This is a genomic window from Acinetobacter sp. BEC1-S18-ESBL-01 (genome assembly GCF_014169935.1).
In the GTDB taxonomy this organism is placed as follows: Bacteria; Pseudomonadota; Gammaproteobacteria; order Pseudomonadales; family Moraxellaceae; genus Acinetobacter; species Acinetobacter pittii.
This window is the reverse complement of the sequence record NZ_AP022302.1, coordinates 1,865,051-1,884,015: the sequence shown is the minus strand read 5'-3', so window position 1 is coordinate 1,884,015 and position 18,965 is coordinate 1,865,051. Positions and strand designations below refer to the sequence as shown.

Annotated in this window: 15 protein-coding genes and 1 pseudogene; 11 read left to right on the top strand and 5 right to left on the bottom strand. The window is 36.1% G+C overall.

Features of this window, described 5'->3' with window-relative positions; genetic code table 11:
* Window position 1 precedes the first annotated feature (1 nt).
* The 3 genes from H7R46_RS08785 to H7R46_RS08775 all read left to right on the top strand — a co-directional run bounded on the left by H7R46_RS08785 (window position 2) and on the right by H7R46_RS08775 (window position 2,299).
* Window positions 2-1,054 carry a dipeptidase gene (locus H7R46_RS08785; protein WP_005069240.1) on the top strand — a complete coding sequence of 351 codons (1,053 nt, stop codon included), beginning with the start codon at window positions 2-4 and terminating at the stop codon, window positions 1,052-1,054.
* 579 nt (window positions 1,055-1,633) lie between these two features.
* Entirely contained in the window at window positions 1,634-1,810 is a 177-nt protein-coding gene (locus tag H7R46_RS08780; RefSeq protein WP_002113575.1) for a hypothetical protein, read from the top strand.
* 252 nt (window positions 1,811-2,062) lie between these two features.
* Window positions 2,063-2,299, top strand: a complete 237-nt coding sequence (locus tag H7R46_RS08775) for a hypothetical protein (protein WP_017481147.1) — start codon at window positions 2,063-2,065, stop codon at window positions 2,297-2,299.
* 80 nt (window positions 2,300-2,379) lie between these two features.
* On the opposite strand, the gene H7R46_RS08770 is transcribed toward H7R46_RS08775, so the two are convergent.
* Together H7R46_RS08770 and H7R46_RS08765 are read right to left on the bottom strand one after the other, a co-directional pair.
* Window positions 2,380-5,487 (bottom strand): efflux RND transporter permease subunit, encoded by a 3,108-nt coding sequence (locus H7R46_RS08770; RefSeq protein WP_005069235.1) that lies wholly within the window; start codon window positions 5,485-5,487, stop codon window positions 2,380-2,382.
* Window positions 5,484-6,650, bottom strand: coding sequence for an efflux RND transporter periplasmic adaptor subunit (locus H7R46_RS08765; protein ID WP_025469814.1), 1,167 nt, complete (start codon window positions 6,648-6,650; stop codon window positions 5,484-5,486). Before H7R46_RS08765 ends, H7R46_RS08770 begins: the two co-directional genes overlap by 4 nt.
* Before the next feature lie 143 nt (window positions 6,651-6,793).
* Here H7R46_RS08765 and adeR point away from each other — a divergent pair, with 143 nt between their 5' ends.
* The 3 genes from adeR (at window position 6,794) to H7R46_RS08750 (ending at window position 9,286) form a co-directional block, all read left to right on the top strand.
* Window positions 6,794-7,525, top strand: coding sequence for an efflux system response regulator transcription factor AdeR (adeR, locus tag H7R46_RS08760; protein ID WP_005069228.1), 732 nt, complete (start codon window positions 6,794-6,796; stop codon window positions 7,523-7,525).
* Window positions 7,515-8,579 (top strand): two-component sensor histidine kinase AdeS, encoded by a 1,065-nt coding sequence (gene adeS, locus H7R46_RS08755; RefSeq protein WP_005069225.1) that lies wholly within the window; start codon window positions 7,515-7,517, stop codon window positions 8,577-8,579. The genes adeR and adeS overlap by 11 nt, the downstream gene beginning before the upstream one ends.
* Window positions 8,580-8,698: 119 nt before the next feature.
* Window positions 8,699-9,286 carry a hypothetical protein gene (locus tag H7R46_RS08750; protein ID WP_005069224.1) on the top strand — a complete coding sequence of 196 codons (588 nt, stop codon included), beginning with the start codon at window positions 8,699-8,701 and terminating at the stop codon, window positions 9,284-9,286.
* Between the two features lie 17 nt (window positions 9,287-9,303).
* Here H7R46_RS08750 and H7R46_RS08745 read toward each other — a convergent pair whose 3' ends face one another.
* A complete protein-coding gene (locus H7R46_RS08745) occupies window positions 9,304-10,893 on the bottom strand; it encodes a phospholipase D family protein (protein WP_080631096.1) in 1,590 nt (529 codons plus the stop codon).
* A 188-nt stretch (window positions 10,894-11,081) separates the two neighbouring features.
* Between H7R46_RS08745 and H7R46_RS08740 the strand changes: the two genes are divergently transcribed.
* The 3 genes and pseudogenes from H7R46_RS08740 to H7R46_RS08730 all read left to right on the top strand — a co-directional run bounded on the left by H7R46_RS08740 (window position 11,082) and on the right by H7R46_RS08730 (window position 13,296).
* Window positions 11,082-11,516 carry a GFA family protein gene (locus tag H7R46_RS08740; protein WP_080631095.1) on the top strand — a complete coding sequence of 145 codons (435 nt, stop codon included), beginning with the start codon at window positions 11,082-11,084 and terminating at the stop codon, window positions 11,514-11,516.
* A 188-nt stretch (window positions 11,517-11,704) separates the two neighbouring features.
* The gene (locus tag H7R46_RS08735) at window positions 11,705-12,160 is read left to right on the top strand and encodes a hypothetical protein (protein WP_005069217.1); all 456 of its coding nucleotides are present in this window, start codon (window positions 11,705-11,707) and stop codon (window positions 12,158-12,160) included.
* Between the two features lie 831 nt (window positions 12,161-12,991).
* A pseudogene (locus tag H7R46_RS08730) lies at window positions 12,992-13,296 on the top strand (hypothetical protein).
* Between the two features lie 65 nt (window positions 13,297-13,361).
* Here H7R46_RS08730 and H7R46_RS08725 read toward each other — a convergent pair.
* Entirely contained in the window at window positions 13,362-14,519 is a 1,158-nt protein-coding gene (locus H7R46_RS08725) for a catalase family protein (RefSeq protein ID WP_032013167.1), read from the bottom strand.
* 183 nt (window positions 14,520-14,702) lie between these two features.
* On the opposite strand from H7R46_RS08725, the gene H7R46_RS08720 reads away from it, so the two are divergent.
* On the top strand, window positions 14,703-16,574 hold the full coding sequence (locus tag H7R46_RS08720) for a hypothetical protein (protein WP_005069212.1): 1,872 nt from the start codon (window positions 14,703-14,705) through the stop codon (window positions 16,572-16,574).
* Between the two features lie 228 nt (window positions 16,575-16,802).
* Entirely contained in the window at window positions 16,803-17,912 is a 1,110-nt protein-coding gene (locus H7R46_RS08715; RefSeq protein ID WP_005069210.1) for an S-(hydroxymethyl)glutathione dehydrogenase/class III alcohol dehydrogenase, read from the top strand.
* Window positions 17,913-17,968: 56 nt separating this feature from the next.
* Here H7R46_RS08715 and H7R46_RS08710 read toward each other — a convergent pair whose 3' ends face one another.
* Window positions 17,969-18,943 carry a DUF4882 family protein gene (locus tag H7R46_RS08710; RefSeq protein ID WP_005069208.1) on the bottom strand — a complete coding sequence of 325 codons (975 nt, stop codon included), beginning with the start codon at window positions 18,941-18,943 and terminating at the stop codon, window positions 17,969-17,971.
* Between the last annotated feature and the right edge of the window lie 22 nt (window positions 18,944-18,965).

The following is an 18,965-nucleotide window of genomic DNA, read 5'->3' as shown; positions in this document are numbered from 1 at the left end:
CATGAAGCCTAGCCATATTCCAGTTTTTGATGGACATAATGACACATTAACACGCTTATGGCTAAGTGACCATCCAGATCCTGTACATGCTTTTATTCATGAACGTTTAGTAGGCCATCTTGATTTAAAACGCTGTCAAGAAGCTGGTTTTATTGGTGGAATGTTTGCGATTTTTTTACCGCCATATAGTTATGTGCAACAGCATCATCCCAATAAATTATTTGATCTGAATGCTTCTGATTTTACGCAACAGCAAATTGAACAAATTTGCTTGGAACAACTCGATTTAGCTCACCAACTTGCTCAGTATTCTAAAATTATTAAAATTTGCACCTCGGTTCAAAATATTCAAGATTGCAGAGCTGAGAAAAAGCTAGCAATTGTATTGCATATGGAAGGTGCAGAAGCTTTACAACAAAATCCTGATTTACTCGATGTATTTTATGAAAGAGGCTTGCGTAGTATTGGCCCCCTCTGGAATAGACCTAGTCGTTTTGGACATGGTTTAAATGCTAAGTTTCCGCACTCACCTGACACGGGAGCAGGTCTCACGAGTGATGGCAAACATTTTATAAGACGCTGTGCAAATAAAAAAATGGTGATTGATGTTTCACATATGAATGAGAAAGCTTTTTGGAATACTGTAGATATATTGCAGCAGCCAATTGTAGCAACACACTCTAATTCATATGCTTTATGTCCTCAAGCTCGCAACTTAACTGACCCACAACTCAAAGCAATCCGAGAAAGTAAAGGGATGGTAGGCGTAAATTTCGATGTCGCTTTTTTACGGTCGGATGGACAACGTAATGCAGATACATCGATTGATGTAATTTTGGAACATTTAGAATATTTAATGGATCATTTGGGCGAAGAACATGTGGGCTTTGGCTCAGACTTCGATGGTGCACTTATAGGTAGTGAACTTGAAGATGTGACAGGCCTACATCGCTTAATTGAACGTATGCAACAGCGTGGTTATTCAAAAACACTGATTGAAAATATATGTCTTAATAATTGGGTGAGGGTGCTTTATAGAATTGTTGGTCAATAATGAATGACTAAACAGAGTTAATCTACAGAATCATAACTATTTTTTTATTGGCCGAAATGACTAAAAAAAATACAAATAGTTTAATTGTCAACCATTCGGTATATTCACTACACTCAACCTTACTGAATGTAAGAACATTTGGTATTTCAGGTCTTTTGTGGTTTTCACATCACCCATTTCTTTATGAGAAGTAGAAATGGGTTTTTTCTTATCCTAATTATATAAACGTGACAGTCATCACAATAATCGCTAATTATTGGTAAAAACCCTCAATCCCATCTTGACTAAAAGTTCAGCATTAAATACATTTGTAATGTATTTTTAAAGATAATAAGATTGCCTAAAGCGATTCATAATACTGCTTAATCCTGAAATACAGTGAAAAGCCTATTCTTTTTTAGAATAGGCTTTTTGCTTTGTATCAAAATTTATTTTTCGGGATTATTTTTCTCTTCAATTAACATAAAAAATAAACACCTTACAAAAGCGGAGCAAATCAAAGCCGTTAAATAACAAATTTTATGCTATTAATTTAAGCTAATTTCTCAAAAGTTACTCCGTTAATCGAAGAGGTGCAAAATGTTAAAGTCAATTATAGTATTGGGAACAGGTATCGCGATTGGGATGTGTATGTACAAGAAAAAGCAAAAAAATAGCAAAAGCTTTACCACAGATAGTGATACAGACTCATTGATTAGTAAAGACACTGCTAAAAATAAAGATGATGGTTCGCTGGATAACGCAGTACAAGTTTAGAATTAAATAAAAAGGGTTCAGTTAATGAACCCTTTAATTTTGATTAAAAATAAATTTTTTAATAAGTAATATCTACATTGAATAGATTAACTTAAAAATAATATTTAAATTAAATAATCACTCAACTATTCATTTAATTATTACAAAAATATGATTAGAACAAAGAAAACACTTTCATTATTAAAATTTACATATTGTATCAGTGCAATCTTTATTATTATCGATGCGGATAATAAAAAAATGGAGACTAGTATGTCAAAACGCCATATCTTAAAAGAAGTGAATGCTAAAAGTATGTGTGGTATGGAAATCGTTGTCGAACAAATTTATGAAAATATCAATGAAAAAAACTTTGTAGACGTTGAACTGGAACAGAGCTGGTTACCACTTTCTAAAATTGTGATTTCGGATAAAGTCATCAATTTAGATCCAGATAATAGCTTTGCTCATCCTAGAACAGGTAAAGTCTTTAAGGTCCTTAATTCTTAATCGTTTTTCTGTAAGTACATTTTTCATATTTCTAAGTCATTGAGGCGAAACATAGATACGTTTCGCCTCAATGTATTTAACTAAGAATTAATTTTCTTTTTGGAAAATAGTTTCTCTGCGGCTCTCAACACAAAAATAAAGAACACGGGAACAAAAAAGATGGCCAAGATGGTGGCAGATATCATGCCTCCAAATACTCCTGTACCTAATGCATGCTGAGTTTCCGAACTTGCTCCAGTTGCAATGACCAATGGAATAACACCACAGGTAAAGGCAAGGGAAGTCATCAAAATTGGGCGTAGGCGTAACTTTGCTGCTGCAACGGCTGCTTCAATTAAAGTCATGCCTTCTTCTTTGAGCATCTTTGCAAACTCAACAATTAAGATCGCATTTTTGGCAGATAAACCAATAATAGTGATGAGACCAATTTTGAAGAAAATATCGTTTGGCATTCCTCTTAACATAATAGCTAATACTGCACCAAAGATTCCTAAGGGAACAACAAGCATGACAGATAATGGAATTGACCAACTTTCATAAAGTGCAGCTAGGACTAAAAACACGACTAACATTGATAAAGCAATAAGAAATACCATTTGAGATTCAGATTGCTTTTCTTGTAGTGAAATGCCTGTCCACTCATAACCAATACCTTGAGGAAGTTTAGCAATTAACTTTTCCATTTCTCGCATCGCATCACCTGAAGATACCCCTATGTTAGGCACGCCAGCGATACTTAATGATGGTCGGCCATTGTAGCGGTTATATTGCTGCGGCAACTTATTCCACTGAGGAATCACGACTTCGGATAAAGACACCAGTTGTCCGTTTGCGCCTGCAACCTTCAAACTCAAGATATCTTTCAAATGCATTCGTGATTTTGCATTGGCTTGAACAATAACTTGCTGCATTCTGCCTTGATTTGGAAAATCATTGATATACATCGATCCCATTGAGGTCGAAATAATATCTGAAACAGAAGCAAAGCTTACTCCTAGAGTGTTTAGTTTTTCGCGGTCGATCTTCAAGCTAATATTGTCACCTTGAGGTAAACCTTCTGGGTAAACCATGTAAAACTTTTTGTTTTGGGCCGCCATTTCCATGAGCTTTTCTTGGGCCAAAATTAAAGCAGGCATTCCTAAATTTGCTTTGTCTTGTAAACGTAAACTAAAGCCTGAAGATGTACCCAATTCATCAATGGCAGGGGGAAGTACAGACATAGTTGTACCTTCTTTACTGTTTGCCATTTCTGCATTTATGAAGTTGGTATAGTCAGTAGTAGATTTATCACGCTCACCAAAATCTTTTAAGGTTGTAAAAGCGAGTGCAACGTTTTGACCCGCGCCACTAAAACCCCAACCCATAATTGAAATATTGCTTTTAACATCCGACTGCTCATTTAAATGGTTTTCAAAATCTTTCACAATTTTTGTTGTACGTTCAGCAGTCGCATCTGAAGGTAGTTGGAACGAAGTTAAAAACCAGCCTTGATCTTCCTCGGGCATAAAAGCAGTTGGCCAATATTTCATACCTGCAAAAGTTAAACCTGTAATCACCACAAAAATAATTAAAGTCGGAATAGTATGTTTAACGACTTTAAGTAAAATCGCTTCATATTTTTTTGTGACTTTATCAAAGCTACGATCAAACCATGCATAAAAACCTTTCTTTTGATGATTTGCATCAAGAGGTTTTAATAAGGTTGCACAAAGTGCAGGGGTAAGCGTTAAAGCTAAAAATGCCGAGAATAAAATTGAGACTGACATCGTAATGGTAAATTGGCGGTAAATAATACCGACCGAACCACTTGCTAAAGCCATGGGTAAAAATACGGCTGCCAACACCAAGGTAATACCAATAATCGGGCTGGTAATCTCTGTCATGGCTTTGGAAGTCGCTTCTTTAGGAGATAGACCTTCGGTTGCCATAATTCGTTCTACATTCTCAACGACTACAATCGCGTCATCGACGATAATCCCGATCGCAAGCACCATGCCGAACATGGTTAATACATTAATTGAGTAACCAGTTAAAAGCATGATGGTAAATGTGCCAAGCAGGGCAATTGGAGCGACAATGGCAGGAATTAAGGTATAGCGAACATTATGAAGAAAAAGATACATCACAATAAAGACCAAAACCATGGCTTCAATTAATGTATGAACTACCTTTTCTATCGAAATTTTAACAAAAGGTGCAGTATCGTAAGGAACGCTAAATTGCATGCCTTCAGGTAAATTTACTTTTAGTTCTTCGAGTTTCTGTTTTACCGCATCTGCTGTTTTTACTGCATTGGCACCAGGGCTCAACTGAATGGCCGCGGCTGTTGCAGGTTTACCATTTTCTAAAATCGCAAAATTATATGACTGAGCACCCATTTCTACATCAGCTACATCCGACAACTTAATAGTGGCACCACTAATATTGCTCTTTAGACTAATATTTTTGAACTGCTCTACATTTTCAAGCTGTCCTTGAGCGGATAAAGGTATAGTAACTAATTGACCATTAACTAGAGGACGGTCACCAAGTCTACCTGGTGCAATATCGATATTATTGTTACGAATTGCATTATTTACATCGCTAATCGATAGACCATAAGAAACTAATTTATTGGGGTCTACCCAAATTCGCATCGCTTTTTCGGCACCAAAAGACTGAATTTTTCCGACACCTTCAACACGTTTAAGCTCTTCGACCACATTACGAACCAGATAATCACTCAAATCGACTTCTGAATAACGATGGTTAGGTGAGTTTAAACCGACAAGCATTAAAAAGCCTGAGGAAGACGCCTCTACAGCTAAGCCTTGTTGGCGGACGACTTGGGGTAAGCGTGCTTCAACCGCTTTAATTTTGTTTTGTACGTCGACTTGCGCCATATCCACATCGGTACCGGGTTTAAATGTCGCGGTAATTTCAGCGGTTCCTGATGAATCCGTTGTAGCACTATAGTAGAGTAAGTTTTTTACTCCTGACATTTCCCGTTCAATGAGGGTAATCACACTATCATTAATCGTTTTGGGAGTAGCACCAGGATAACTTGCTGTAATGTTTACTTCGGGTGGTGCAACACTCGGAAAGCGTGCAATGGGTAACTTTGGAATACTCAGCACACCAAATAGAATAATAAAAATTGCAATTACCCATGCAAAAACAGGACGGCGAATAAAGAATTGAGACATCATTTAGCATCTCCTTGCTTCACCGTATTTTCTGTTGAGGCCGCTTTCCATGCTGAAATTGCTAGTTTTTGGTTGGGCTGGATACGCTCTATACCTTCAACGACAACTTTTTCGCCTGCTTTCAGCCCTTTATTGATGAGATAAAACTGCTCATATTGTTGCCCTAACTCTACTGAGCGAACATCTGCGCCACCTTTGGCATTCACTACATAAACTTGAGGATCGCCATTCATATTGCGCTGAATAGCTTGTTCTGGCACGAGTAAGGCCTGAGGAACCGAAGCACGCTCAATATTAACGCGGACATACATACCCGGCAGTAATTTTCTTTCAGGATTGGTCACTTCAATACGAATGGTGACATCCCCAGTTTCAGGGTCCACATTAATATCTTCAAACAGCATTTTTGCTGTAACATTATAGGGCTGTCCCAAACTATTCAAAATCTGTACAGCTTTTTGATTGTTGGCAGACAACTCACCACTTTGTAGAGCCGCCTGTAGGCGCTCATATTCTCCAATAGACTGCTTTACATCGACATAAACGCGGTCAATTTGTTGAATGGTCGCCATAGTATTGCTATCAGCCTGACTAACCAAAGCGCCTTCTGTTACGAATGATTTACCAATACGTCCGGAAATCGGTGCTCGCACTGTCGCATACTGTAAATTAAGATTTTGTCGAGCTAATAATGCTTTCATTTGAGCAACATCTGCAATCGCTTGTCGATATTGCGCTTCGACATTACTTACTTCTTGCTTGCTAATCGCATTACTTGGTAAAAGTTGCTGATAACGCTCAAGTTGTATTTTTAAGCGGTTTACTTCTGCTTCAGCTTTATTTAAACCCGCTCGATTACTATTTACATCAGCCTCAAATGTTTCTGAGTTTATTTTGTATAGAGGTTGTCCAGCTTTAACTTCACTACCTTGAGCGAATAAAACTTTTTCGATAATACCGCCAACTTGAGGACGAATTTCGGCAGTTCTGAAAGCTTGAACGCGCGCCGGTAGATTTTCACTAAAGTTAATAGACTGCGGTTGAATTGAAATAACGGTAACCTTAGCCGTAGATACTTGTGTTTGATCACTTACTTGTTCATTGCCACAGCCGTTTAACACAAAAACGAAAGATAAAACGAATGGAACTAAAAAATGCTTTTGCACTTTTATAACACCTAATGGACTTCTAGATGCTGGCATTATTTTTGATGTGTGTGTAACCAAAATCACGAATATGTGGAAAAAGTGTGGAGATATATCAAAAAATACGCGTATGATAAATCAAATTTTTCCCGCGTTTTATTGCTATGTTCGAGTCAACCTTTACGTTTAATTGTCAGGATAAGCTTATTCTTGTTGTAGAAGATGAATATGATATTGGCGATATTATTGAACATTATCTTAAGCGTGAAGGTATGCGTGTTGTACGGGCCATGAATGGTAAGCAGGCAATTGAAATACACGCAGCGCAACCTATTGATCTGGTGATTCTCGATATAAAAATGCCGGAACTGAGCGGGTGGGAAGTACTGAATAAAATTCGGCAAAAAGCAGCGACACCAGTCATTATGCTTACGGCTTTAGATCAAGAAATCGATAAAGTCATGGCTTTAAGAATTGGAGCAGACGACTTTGTCGTAAAACCCTTTAACCCAAATGAAGTGGTTGCACGTGTACAAGCAGTACTAAGACGTACTCAACAAAACCAGCAAACTCCTAACCGAAATCTGATTTATAAAAATATTGAGGTGAATACCGAAATTCATACTGCTTACATCCATTCGGGCGATCAAAAACAAGCACTCAATTTAACTCTAACTGAGTACAAAATTTTATTACTGATGTTGCCTCATCCTCATAAAGTCTTTACCCGTTCAGAACTCATGAATCAGTGTCTACCAGATCGAGATGCATTAGAACGTACGGTCGATAGTCACGTCAGTAAGCTACGAAAGAAAATAGAAGATCTTGGTTTACGAAATATGCTCATCAATGTTCGCGGTGTAGGCTACAGGTTGGATCATCCACATGAAAAATAAAACGGGCATTAGTAAACAACTGATTATTGCACTGAGCTTTACCAGCCTAAGTGTTACGCTGAGTTCGCTAATTTTAGGTTATGGCACCTACTATGTTGCAATTGAAGTAGGGCTTATATCTCTCGAAAAGCTGAAAGAAAGTGATGAGTTTTTCCACTATCTAGATGGTATATGGTTATTCGCCGTGCTTTTGTTTGGCACAGCATTATCAATTATTTTAGGCATCAAGCTTGCTCAACGCTTTATTGTGCCTATTAATCTATTAGCAGATGCAGCCAAGAAAATTAGTCATGGGGATTTAAGTGCACGAGTTGAAAAACCGACGCATCATTCTTCTGAAATTGGTGAGCTTATGGATAATTTTAATGATATGGCTCAAAAACTAGAGACCTCAGTTGAAAATGCTCATGTCTGGAATGCCGCAATTGCACATGAGTTAAGAACGCCAGTCACCATTTTGCAAGGTAGGTTGCAGGGAATTATTGATGGTGTTTTTGAAGCTGATCCTATTTTATTTAAAAACTTACTGAATCAAGTAGAAGGTCTTTCAAACCTAGTCGAAGATTTACGTACATTGAGTCTTTTTGAAAACCAACAGCTTAGACTTAACCTCGAAACGATTTGTTTTAATGAAACTGCTCATAAAGTCTTACACATGTTTGAAGAAAAATTAGAAAAAGCTCAGCTTAAAGTCATTTTCGATATTGAAGCGCCAAAAGTTGAGTGTGATCAACGGCGAATTGAACAGATTTTAATTGCTTTACTGGATAACGCTACACGTTATGCAAATCAGGGAAAGTTAATTGTTTCAACGAGACAAGAACAAACTAGCTGGATTCTTGAAATAGAAGATGAAGGACCTGGCATTTCAGCTGAGCATCGGAAAGATTTATTTAACCCTTTTTTCAGGTTAGAACAATCAAGAAATAAAGAGTTAGGCGGCACTGGGTTAGGTCTTTCGGTTGTACAAGCCCTTGTGATTGCCCATAAAGGTCAAGTCGATTATTTAAATCAACATTCACATAGTATTTTTAGAATAAGCATTCCTCAATAATGATCGCTTTTGTACAACCTTTAACGCTTTAAGCAAGAGAAATTGCATTTCATGACTCGTGATTAACTAAAAAATAGGTTAATTTGTTTATAAAATTTTTAAGTAAATACTGATTTTTTATGATAATTGAGATAGAAACCCATCCACTTGAGCCATTTTTACCTGAGAATGCCCGTTTATTAATGTTAGGCAGTTTTCCACCGCCACGTAATAAATGGAAGATGGATTTTTACTATCCCAATTTCCAAAATGATATGTGGCGTATTTTCGGTTTGATCTTTTTCCAAGATAAAACACACTTTTTAAGTGAAAGCCAAAAAAATTTTAATGAAGAACGTATTCGAAACTTCTTGATTGAAACTGGTATTGCAATCTTTGATACTGCTTATCAAATTAAGCGGTTAAAGGGGAATGCCGCAGATAAATTTCTTGAAATAGTAACACCAACAGATCTTGCGGTTTTGCTTCAGCAGATTCCTTTATGTCAAACCATTATGACCACAGGCGATAAAGCGACTGATACTTTAATTTCAGTTTTACCAGAGCACACCGAAAAACCGCTTATAGGAATATCTACCTCGACTTACTTTGCAGGTCGAAATATTAATTTATATCGTCTACCATCTTCTTCTAGAGCATATCCATTAGCGCTAGAGAAGAAAGCAGAGGCTTATCAAAAATTCTTTAAAGAGATCGGCATTTTATAAATAAACTTGAAATGCTGTTACATCATCCATTCAACTGGTAGATATGAAACAGCTTTAATCATGGTACGTTGGAAAAGGCTCGTATCTGGGTCTTTTTCATATTCAACAATCTTTCCATCTGACTGATGATCTAACCAAATGATCTTTTCTTCACTATTTAACTTAAGCTGGTAAGCAACTTGAGGTAAGTGCTGATCGAGCATGACTGAAATTTGCGCTTGTAATTGACTCGACTCAATAACCAGACCGACCTCAGTATTTAAGTAAGTCGAACGCGGATCAAAGTTAAAAGAACCAATAAATACTTTACCGTCTACATCAAAAAATTTGGCATGTAAGCTCGATTTATTTTTACCTTTTGCAGGGATCACACTTCCAGTCACCACTTCATACCATGTTCTGCGTCTGCGTTCTAAAAATGGCTTAAACTCAAATAGTTCTACACCACTTTTAAGCATCTCGACTCGATATTGACTATAAAAGGCATGCACAATTGCTACGTCATTTGCAGCAAAAGAGTTGGTTAAAACCCTAACTTTAACACCTTGCACCTTGAGTTGTTTTAAATAGTAAGTGCCTTGTTGAGTAGGAACAAAATAAGCAGAAGCTAATTCAATATGCTGCTTTGGTTCACCCATAATGGCCATGACTTGCCCATAAAGCATTTCTTCTTTAGAAGCTACTCCTAAGATCTTTTTTGGTGAATCAGCAACAAAATATGCTTTTGACCACTGGATTGGATAGTGCTCTAAAAGTTCTTTTAAATAGCTTTGAGCATCATAAAGCTTATCTTCAGTTTGAGTATGATTTTCACTTTCATGAATTAAATCATGGTAGTGCTGCCTTAGTGTTTGCAAATGGTGAACAGCACATGTTCCCACCAGTTCAGTAGCATTTTGACTTAAATCACTTTGCCAAAAATCATTAAAGACAGACTGTGCATGTTGTACGGTATGTCCATAAAATAAAATATCTAGATCTGTAAACTGAAATTTACTACTTGCATCAAAATACTCACTACTAATATTTCGACCGCCTGTTACCGCAATCACGCCATCTGCAATAATTAACTTATTATGCATGCGATGGTTTACTTTTTTGAACCGAAAAATATAGTCTAAAATTCTTAAATATCTAAACTTGTATGGATTAAACAATCGAATTTCAAAATTGGGGTGGTGGAGAAGGCTTCTAAGAACTCCATCCAGCTTTACTCCATTTTGATCATCAATAAGTAAGCGGATTTTTACGCCACGATCTGCCGCCGTTAGTAACTCGTGCAGCATTAAGTTTCCAACAAAATCATTTGTCCAAATATAATATTGTAAATCGATTTTTTCTTTTGCATTTCTAATCAGATACATACGAGAAGCGATACTGATAAAGGCATCATCTAATGCCACAAAAGCAGTCAGTCCTTGTTCTGTTTTTTTTGTAGCTTGCTCATCATTCAACCAATTAAAGCTATTCGTCACTATATCATTCTCATCAGGGTCGTATGTACCGTTATACGAAGGTGTATGTGTAAAGCCCCAAGCATTTAATGCCATACTACTATACTGCTGATAAATTTGATTAATCATGTAAGCTTTTAAAGTCGCATCCAAGATAAGCACATCACAGCATTTTTATATTCAATTTATATGTCAAAATTCATATTAAACGTTATAAATACATTCTGCCAAGCCTCAACGCTAGCAATTCTTTATTTTTATAGAGATATATCTATTTAAAAATATAAAGTTAAATTTAACCCTTTTATGCCTAATGCTATATTCAATATTATTTTTTAAGGATGCTTGAGATGAGTCACGTGGGTTCTTGTCTATGCAATGAAATCAAATTTTCAGTTACTAAGAAAATAAACACGGTCTATCATTGCCACTGTAGTCTCTGCCGTAAACAAACTGGAACGGGGGCAAATGCAGCAACATTAGTAAATAAGGATAAATTTGAATGGTTATCAGGTTTAGAACTTGTCCGTACCTATAAAAAAGAAACAGGCTTTACATCTTCATTTTGCAGTCAATGTGGCTCACCAGTACCTAACTTGGTAGGCACTACTGATTTTATGTGGATTCCATTAGGTTTATTAGACAAAGATATTGTTGTTCTAAAAAAGCTTAATTTTTGTATCGTTTCAAAGTCAAATTGGGTAAACACAGTAGATGCAGATGAATCTTACGATGAACTTCCAACTTTAAATGAACTAAACATATTGTTTGATTAAAGAATTTTTTAAAAATGAGACTTAGTCTGCATTAAATTTAATTTTTTCGGATGGTTATGCTTGCAGGTTTCACAAAAACACACTAATTACAATTGGCAGTACAACAATTACATTAGAAAACATGATATCTATCATACTTCCTTAAAGAGCTGAGTGAGTAGCTTAATAATAAAAGGGAGAAAATAGAGATGCCACAATATTTAATCATCGCTGAGAATGTATATAAAAAGATTGAGGACAAAAATTTATTTTCAGAAAGCTCGGCAGAAAACTTAAATCAATTAGTTGGTGTAATTCGTAATGAAATTAAAGGCACCAAATTTAAACTTAAATACAATTTTATAGATTTTGAGGAATGCCTAACTAAGCCCTTAGAGGAGTGTGCCATTAAGTTAGACATGAGCCTTATGCCTAACTATAAAAATAAAGATGAATATATACTCTGGCTTGCAGGTTTTATTGAAAGAATTACAACAGGAGGTGAGGCAAAGCTTCCACCAATCTCAAAATTTATTCCTCCAGACTATAAGTTTAATTATGAGGAACCACCCAAAGTATCATCTTCTACACAAGATGGTGGAGAGATGATCATTAATTATTTCAAATCAGATGCATTTAATAAAATTATAAGCCAAGAAAAATAAGTACATAAAAAATATAGAAGTGATCGTCCACTACACTTCTATATCTCGCTGTAAATTCAGCAACCGCCTACTGGGGCGGTTTTTTAATTTTATCCACCTTATTGATAAAAAATATATTGTTATAACTTTTCACAAAAGTTTGCATAACGCACAGAATCAGTTTCATTGGCCTAAAAACAGATACAACCTTCAATGTTAATTTTAAATTTACTTAACTATCGTTTGGAGATAAGTATGTTCAAGGCTATGTTTTTCTTTAGTGCTGGTGCTGTTTTCGGATACTGCTGTAAACACAAGGAGGATAAAGCTAAAGAGGAGAACTCATCAAAATAAGCGAAGTGTATTCATAAAGAACTTACTACTGAGTTGGTTTTTTATAAGGAGGTGTCTATGCTCCACAACCTTAGACAGGTTTTCTGTATTCATGTCTGGGAATATGACTTTGATATTACTCATGACGAAATTAAAGAATGCAGAAAATGTGGGAAAATTCATAAAATCAAGAGTTTTCCCAAATTGACTTAAGATGTAACTTTTTACTTTTAGTCTTAAGTGAATATTAAAAATTAAATAGGCTCAAAATTTTAAATATTGAGCCTATTTAATATAAAACTTAATTAATTACCCTTAAATAAGATTAAAGAATACCTACCAATTTAATCAGAATAAAATCCCAAACAAATCACATTTTAAATCTATAAAACAGTTGTATTGCACATAACTTATCAATTAAAATTAAAAATACAGAAACAATTTAATAAAAATTAAAAACTTATTTTTATAACTTTCAACTTATACTTATATTTACAAATAATTAATAAGGAGATAGAAATGCCAAAATACTTACTATTAGCAGAAAAATTAATAAAAATATTAAAAGTTCTTATTCAAACAATCATTTTAGAAATTTAAATAATCTTATTTTAGAAATAAAAAAAGCTATTGCAGGCACTGAACTAAAGTTTTTATATAACTTTGTGAACTTCGAAGGTGTTGTTATTAGTGTAAAAAATGAACTCCCTATTAAGCTAGATATGAGTTTGATTCCAAAGCATAAAAGCGAAGATGACTTCATTTTATGGTTGGCAGATTTTATTGATCGAATCACTATCGATACAAGCCAAAATCTCCCTTAAAAGAAACAATTGCAAACTCTCATCTTTAGAAAAATTTTTACACCAAACTACAATGGCTAAAGTATTTAAGGTTCTTGTCTAAGAGCTGAATTCATATCATGTCGAACTCTGCTGATGTTTTCATAAATGACTTTACGCATTCGGTTTACTGCGCCTAATGGTTTATGCTCAGGTAGGGCATGCCACGGTGTAAAAGACAGATTCTCACAAAACTTATTTTGTTCTGGTGTATCAAAGTTCTGCTTGGGAATATGAATAGTTGCTACTTGATAAAAAGGAGCTGCTTTTTCATCCCATTCTGTCATTGAGTCTTCTACCAACATTTGATTTGAAGTTCGTGGTTGAATAAGAAATTCCATACAAGCATCTGTACTTTGCAAAGTTTTCTTTAAAGCTTCTCTTAAAAAATCATGACTAGGATTCTTAGGTAGATTGTTTGGCTGCATTGAACAAGCACGTACTGAATATTTAACTGCTTGTCGATCATTGCCAAGCCCTAACTGATAGGGAACCATAGACCAATAACGTGCGTATAATGGATTTGCAATTTGTGAATTACGTGCTCCAAGAGCATTCATTGTTCCCTTAAAACCTAACGCAAATGGAATGTGAAGTTTTCTGACCATATTATGGCTATTCACGTCATTCATAAAAGAAAGATATCGTTTAGCATCATTCGCAAAAAAGACTGGATGATTAATCATAATAAAATCTTGAGTGGTTGCTTGCTTTTCACTTTCTAAAATTTTCTGTCCAGACACACCTAAAATTTTTATTGCGATGCCACGTGCATCTTTTTTAATGTCGGCATTAGAGGCGTCATTTGAAGCATTAGAAAAACGAATCCATGCTTGATAACTTCGATCTGGAATAAACATTCCTTTAGCAAACTGGACAGGTATATTTTTTGAGACATGAAAATCGGCACGAACACAACCATGCGCCTTAGGATGTGCATCACGTAAAGCATTTCCAGCCGTATACTGTTCCCGAATTGACTTTTCAATGACTTGAGCTATGTTTTGAGCGAGCAACTCTTCGTTAGGCTGTATCTTTTCTCCTAATGCTGTGTCGATCTCTGGATAAGCGTTACTTTCCGAAAAGGTCTTTGCGGGTGACGTTGTGTTGGAATATAAAGTTTCAGTACAACCTGATAATGCAAATACAAGAGGAGTAAATAAAAACAAACCTTTAAAATTTATAGGCTGTATAAAAGTTGCCATTTATTAACTCCTCAGTGTAAAAATATTTTAGGATAATATTAAGATTTCATGTTTAATTTTATTTTGAACTTTATGAAAAATATAAACTGTAAATAATTTAAACGTCATTGTTACTTATCTGAACAATAAAATAGGAATTATTATTTAATATAAAACCTCTTAATACATTAAGAGAATGTAGACATGATAACTAACTCACAAAATGTACAAAATAATACTAATACATCACCTCGCCCAGTCACTCAGAATACACTTATTGATCGGTTTAGCCCTATTTATTGGAGAATAGACGGCCCGCAAACGATGTCTTTTGCCATTACAAACTATGGAAATGGTTTTGAAGCATCTTTTAGATCACGTATGACAAATGATTTGGTAGGAATTACTTGGGATTCTTATGACACTAAAGATCATAAATTTTTAGCGTATCAAACCAAATATAGCTATGCAGGGGTGGTTTGGGACTTCGATATTGAGTTATCTGCCACGATGCCAGTGCTGAACAATCCAAGTTTAACGCCCACTTTAACGGTGTACTATAATGAAAATGGCGTAAATAAAATTGCATATATTGTCCTATTTAATTACGCAAATAATCCTTCATCGCGAACGGCGCATATTCGTATTAATTGGGATACAGTAAAAGCAGGCTTCTCTGCTACAGATAGCTTTCCGGTAACCAATATTCAGCGAATTTCATTTTCTGGCTTTACCAGTGACTATAATGGTCAAACCGCTATACCTTTAAGTCAACCAAAAGATGGCTACATTCGCCTCACTAACTCCGTTGTAACTGGAACAAATGCAAAGTTAAATTTGAGCCGCGTAGTTGTGCCACAGCACAATTATGGCATCTGCACCAGCTATGATGACCACTATGACTTAAACCCGCAGCGCCTAGTCAACAATATGGTCGCTTTGGGATACCAAGGTTTCGTTAACCACTATTGTGGGATGTCGCATTATCCAGAAATGACATGGAAAAGTGATATTAATAAATGGCAAATACCAGATACGTTGGTGACAGGCGAGGCGGTGGTTAATTCATGTACCCGTAAATGGCACGAGAAATATGCTCAGGCTTTGCATAACGCCAGTTTGCAACCCATTTTTGGGGTAAGCTTTGAAATGTATTCCTTGGGGGCCAATGAATATTGGGCACAGCGTGACTGGAACAGTAATTTGGGTAAAACAGGCTACCAACCACCGAGCTATTTTTTTAGTTTAAGTCATCAGAATGCTTTGGCATATCTACATAAAGCCTTTATTGAGTTCGCAGATACAATGGTAGTGGGTGGATGCGATGTAAATATGCAGATTGGTGAACCTTGGTGGTGGTATAACACTGACACCAATCTACCTTGTGTGTATGACTACCCAACAAAATTGGCTTTTAATGCAGATACAGGATTATATGCACCAGATTTGGGTACAATTTATGAGGCAATGAATAAAACAGGAACGCCATATGATGAGTTTAAAACATGGCTTAGAAATAAATTAGGTCAAACCTGTCAAAATATTCGTACCGTGATCAAAGCAAAATACTCTACTGCCAAAGTTAGTCCTCTTATTTTCTTTCCTTCCATTCAGTCCCCAATTCAGACATTAGCTACTTATATTAACTATCCAAGCCAGCACTACTCATATCCTAATTTTGATTACATGATGACCGAAGCTTATGACTGGCTATTAGAAGCTCGCTTAGACTTGGCACATCAGGCAGTTTCCCAAATACCTATACAAGGGTTAGGCTATCCTGCAAATAAAGTCATTTATTTATCTGGTTTTGTTCCCGATGCCTCTATTGCTTATATCTATGGTTTTGATAAAACCAAGCCATATCGAACACCCATTTGGCAACGAATTTTTGGTGACATGAAAAACAATGTTTCTTTAGGGTTAATGAAGCAATTTATCTGGGCATATCCACAAGTTATGTTTGATTCAATTACGATTGATACCACTCAAGCTCCAAATGGCTTCTTTGTTGAAAATACGCTTTATTCTCCAATTAGTGATAACACACCATATCCACCAGATATTTACCTCTAAGTAAAAATAAGCTGCTTATAAGATAATGATTTGATAAGAAACCTCTTCAAGTAAGAGGTTTTCTTCTTTTTTGAATGTAGGCTTGCTTAGATGTATTTGACTGGCTATGCTGTGATAGATTGTCATGAAAGCCAATTTTAATTTAAGCAAAATTAAGCTCTTGTATTATCAATATATAATCTATTTTGCTCGACTATAAATACCGAATGATTTAAAGGAAACCCAAAGATGAAATCTCGTGCAGCTGTCGCCTTTGCCCCAGGAAAACCTTTAGAAATTGTTGAAGTTGATGTTGCACCACCTCAAGCGGGTGAAGTTTTAATAAAAATTACCCATACAGGGGTATGTCATACCGATGCTTTTACATTATCTGGCGATGACCCAGAAGGTGTTTTTCCTGCTATCTTAGGTCATGAAGGCGCAGGTGTTGTGGTTGAAGTAGGTGATGGCGTAACAAGCGTTCAACCAGGTGATCACGTGATTCCACTTTACACGGCTGAATGTAAAGAATGCTTATTCTGTAAATCTGGAAAAACCAACTTGTGTGTTGCGGTACGTGCTACTCAAGGTAAAGGTGTAATGCCAGATGGCACCACACGTTTTTCATATAACGGCGAACCAATTTACCACTACATGGGCTGCTCAACCTTTAGTGAATATACGGTAGTTGCAGAAGTCTCTTTGGCTAAAATCAATCCTGAAGCGAATCACGAACAAGTTTGTTTACTTGGATGTGGTGTGACAACTGGTATTGGCGCCGTGCATAACACAGCAAAAGTACAAGAAGGTGATTCTGTTGCTGTATTTGGTCTAGGCGGTATTGGTTTAGCTGTTGTACAAGGCGCACGTCAAGCAAAAGCAGGGCGCATCATTGTTGTAGACACCAACCCAGATAAATTTGAACTTGCTAAGCAGTTTGGCGCTACCGATTTCTTAAATCCAAAAGATTATGACCAACCTATTCAGCAAGTGATTGTAGAAATGACAGGCTGGGGCGTAGATCATTCATTTGAATGTATTGGTAACGTTAATGTTATGCGCTCGGCTCTAGAGTGTGCACATCGTGGTTGGGGACAATCCGTTATTATTGGTGTTGCTGGTGCAGGCCAAGAAATTTCGACACGCCCATTCCAGCTAGTGACGGGCCGTAAATGGTTAGGTACTGCGTTTGGTGGAGTAAAAGGTCGTACACAACTTCCTAAAATGGTCGAAGATGCTATGAAAGGTGAGATTCAACTTGAGCCTTTTGTAACACATACCATGCCTTTACAAGATATTAATACTGCTTTTGATTTAATGCATGAAGGTAAATCAATTCGTACTGTCATTCATTTCTAAATGAAAGAAAAAAGGGCTGTGATTCAGCCCTTTTTTTCCACTTATAATTTTATATCTTAGATGGCATTACCACACATGTCTGTTGTGCCTTGAGGGTAGTTAAACTGTAGTGCATTACGGTCAGTAATCAGTTCATTTGACAATTCTTGTCCAAATAACTGATTAGAATATATTGATATACCACTTGAGACAGAAAAACGTATATTTTCAAGTGGAGCAGGTAAAGTAGATTGATACCCCTGATCAACACCATTTAAAATAAAGCCAACTCGCTTAGTGTTCTGATTAATATACATCCCTAATCTCTGGTATCCATTTGAACTATTTGTCATGTTTTGACCTTTATAATATGGATTGTCAGGGCCGCTATTATCACTAATTCGGTAAGCTACAGAATAGCTTAATCTAGCAGGATTTTCACCAAAATCTGGATCATACCCCCCCATATCAAACCAAAAGCTGGATCTAACGGTATAACCATTATTTGTTACCCCCCTAAATCCAATGCCAGAGGAGTAATAAGTAGAATTACCAAGTGATGAGCTCTTAAGAGCTGAGGTTGGAAGCTTAAGCTCCATTTCAAATGCAATAATACCTGTATGAGGTAATGTGAAATCTCCAGTGTCATTAGCCAAATTAAGACCAACTTTACTTAGAGCTACATAATTCAAATCGCTATATTCACTTTCTGACCTAGGCTCCACTTTAAAACCAAATTTTTGCTCATTTATGAATGGAAATACATCCCTAGGAAAATATTCAGGGTGTTCATTATTCCAAAGATCATAATCTTCTTGAGTCGCATCAAAATTATATTTACAGACTGGCGCAGAAGAATTAAGGGAGGTAGTTTGAGCCAAGAGAGTTTGAGACGCTAACTTTTCATTCTTTGTAGTGGATGAAATGCTTTTAGATGCTACTTTTTGGCTAGATTCATTCTGCGATACGGTAGTCGTATTATCAGAAGATACCTCATACATAGCCCAACAAAATGTCACTGCACTAACAGCAACTATACCTATTTTTTTCATAAATATTCCTATCGAGTTAAGT

What these genes read in the sequence shown, in the direction of transcription:
- adeS (WP_005069225.1), top strand. Translation starts at nt 7,515, where the DNA reads ATGAAAAATAAAACGGGCATTAGTAAACAACTGATTATTGCACTGAGC.
- H7R46_RS08710 (WP_005069208.1), bottom strand. Translation starts at nt 18,943, where the DNA reads ATGAAAAAAATAGGTATAGTTGCTGTTAGTGCAGTGACATTTTGTTGG.
- H7R46_RS08735 (WP_005069217.1), top strand. Translation starts at nt 11,705, where the DNA reads ATGCCACAATATTTAATCATCGCTGAGAATGTATATAAAAAGATTGAG.
- H7R46_RS08780 (WP_002113575.1), top strand. Translation starts at nt 1,634, where the DNA reads ATGTTAAAGTCAATTATAGTATTGGGAACAGGTATCGCGATTGGGATG.
- H7R46_RS08720 (WP_005069212.1), top strand. Translation starts at nt 14,703, where the DNA reads ATGATAACTAACTCACAAAATGTACAAAATAATACTAATACATCACCT.
- H7R46_RS08715 (WP_005069210.1), top strand. Translation starts at nt 16,803, where the DNA reads ATGAAATCTCGTGCAGCTGTCGCCTTTGCCCCAGGAAAACCTTTAGAA.
- H7R46_RS08785 (WP_005069240.1), top strand. Translation starts at nt 2, where the DNA reads ATGAAGCCTAGCCATATTCCAGTTTTTGATGGACATAATGACACATTA.
- adeR (WP_005069228.1), top strand. Translation starts at nt 6,794, where the DNA reads ATGTTCGAGTCAACCTTTACGTTTAATTGTCAGGATAAGCTTATTCTT.
- H7R46_RS08770 (WP_005069235.1), bottom strand. Translation starts at nt 5,487, where the DNA reads ATGATGTCTCAATTCTTTATTCGCCGTCCTGTTTTTGCATGGGTAATT.
- H7R46_RS08775 (WP_017481147.1), top strand. Translation starts at nt 2,063, where the DNA reads ATGTCAAAACGCCATATCTTAAAAGAAGTGAATGCTAAAAGTATGTGT.
- H7R46_RS08740 (WP_080631095.1), top strand. Translation starts at nt 11,082, where the DNA reads ATGCTTGAGATGAGTCACGTGGGTTCTTGTCTATGCAATGAAATCAAA.
- H7R46_RS08725 (WP_032013167.1), bottom strand. Translation starts at nt 14,519, where the DNA reads ATGGCAACTTTTATACAGCCTATAAATTTTAAAGGTTTGTTTTTATTT.
- H7R46_RS08750 (WP_005069224.1), top strand. Translation starts at nt 8,699, where the DNA reads ATGATAATTGAGATAGAAACCCATCCACTTGAGCCATTTTTACCTGAG.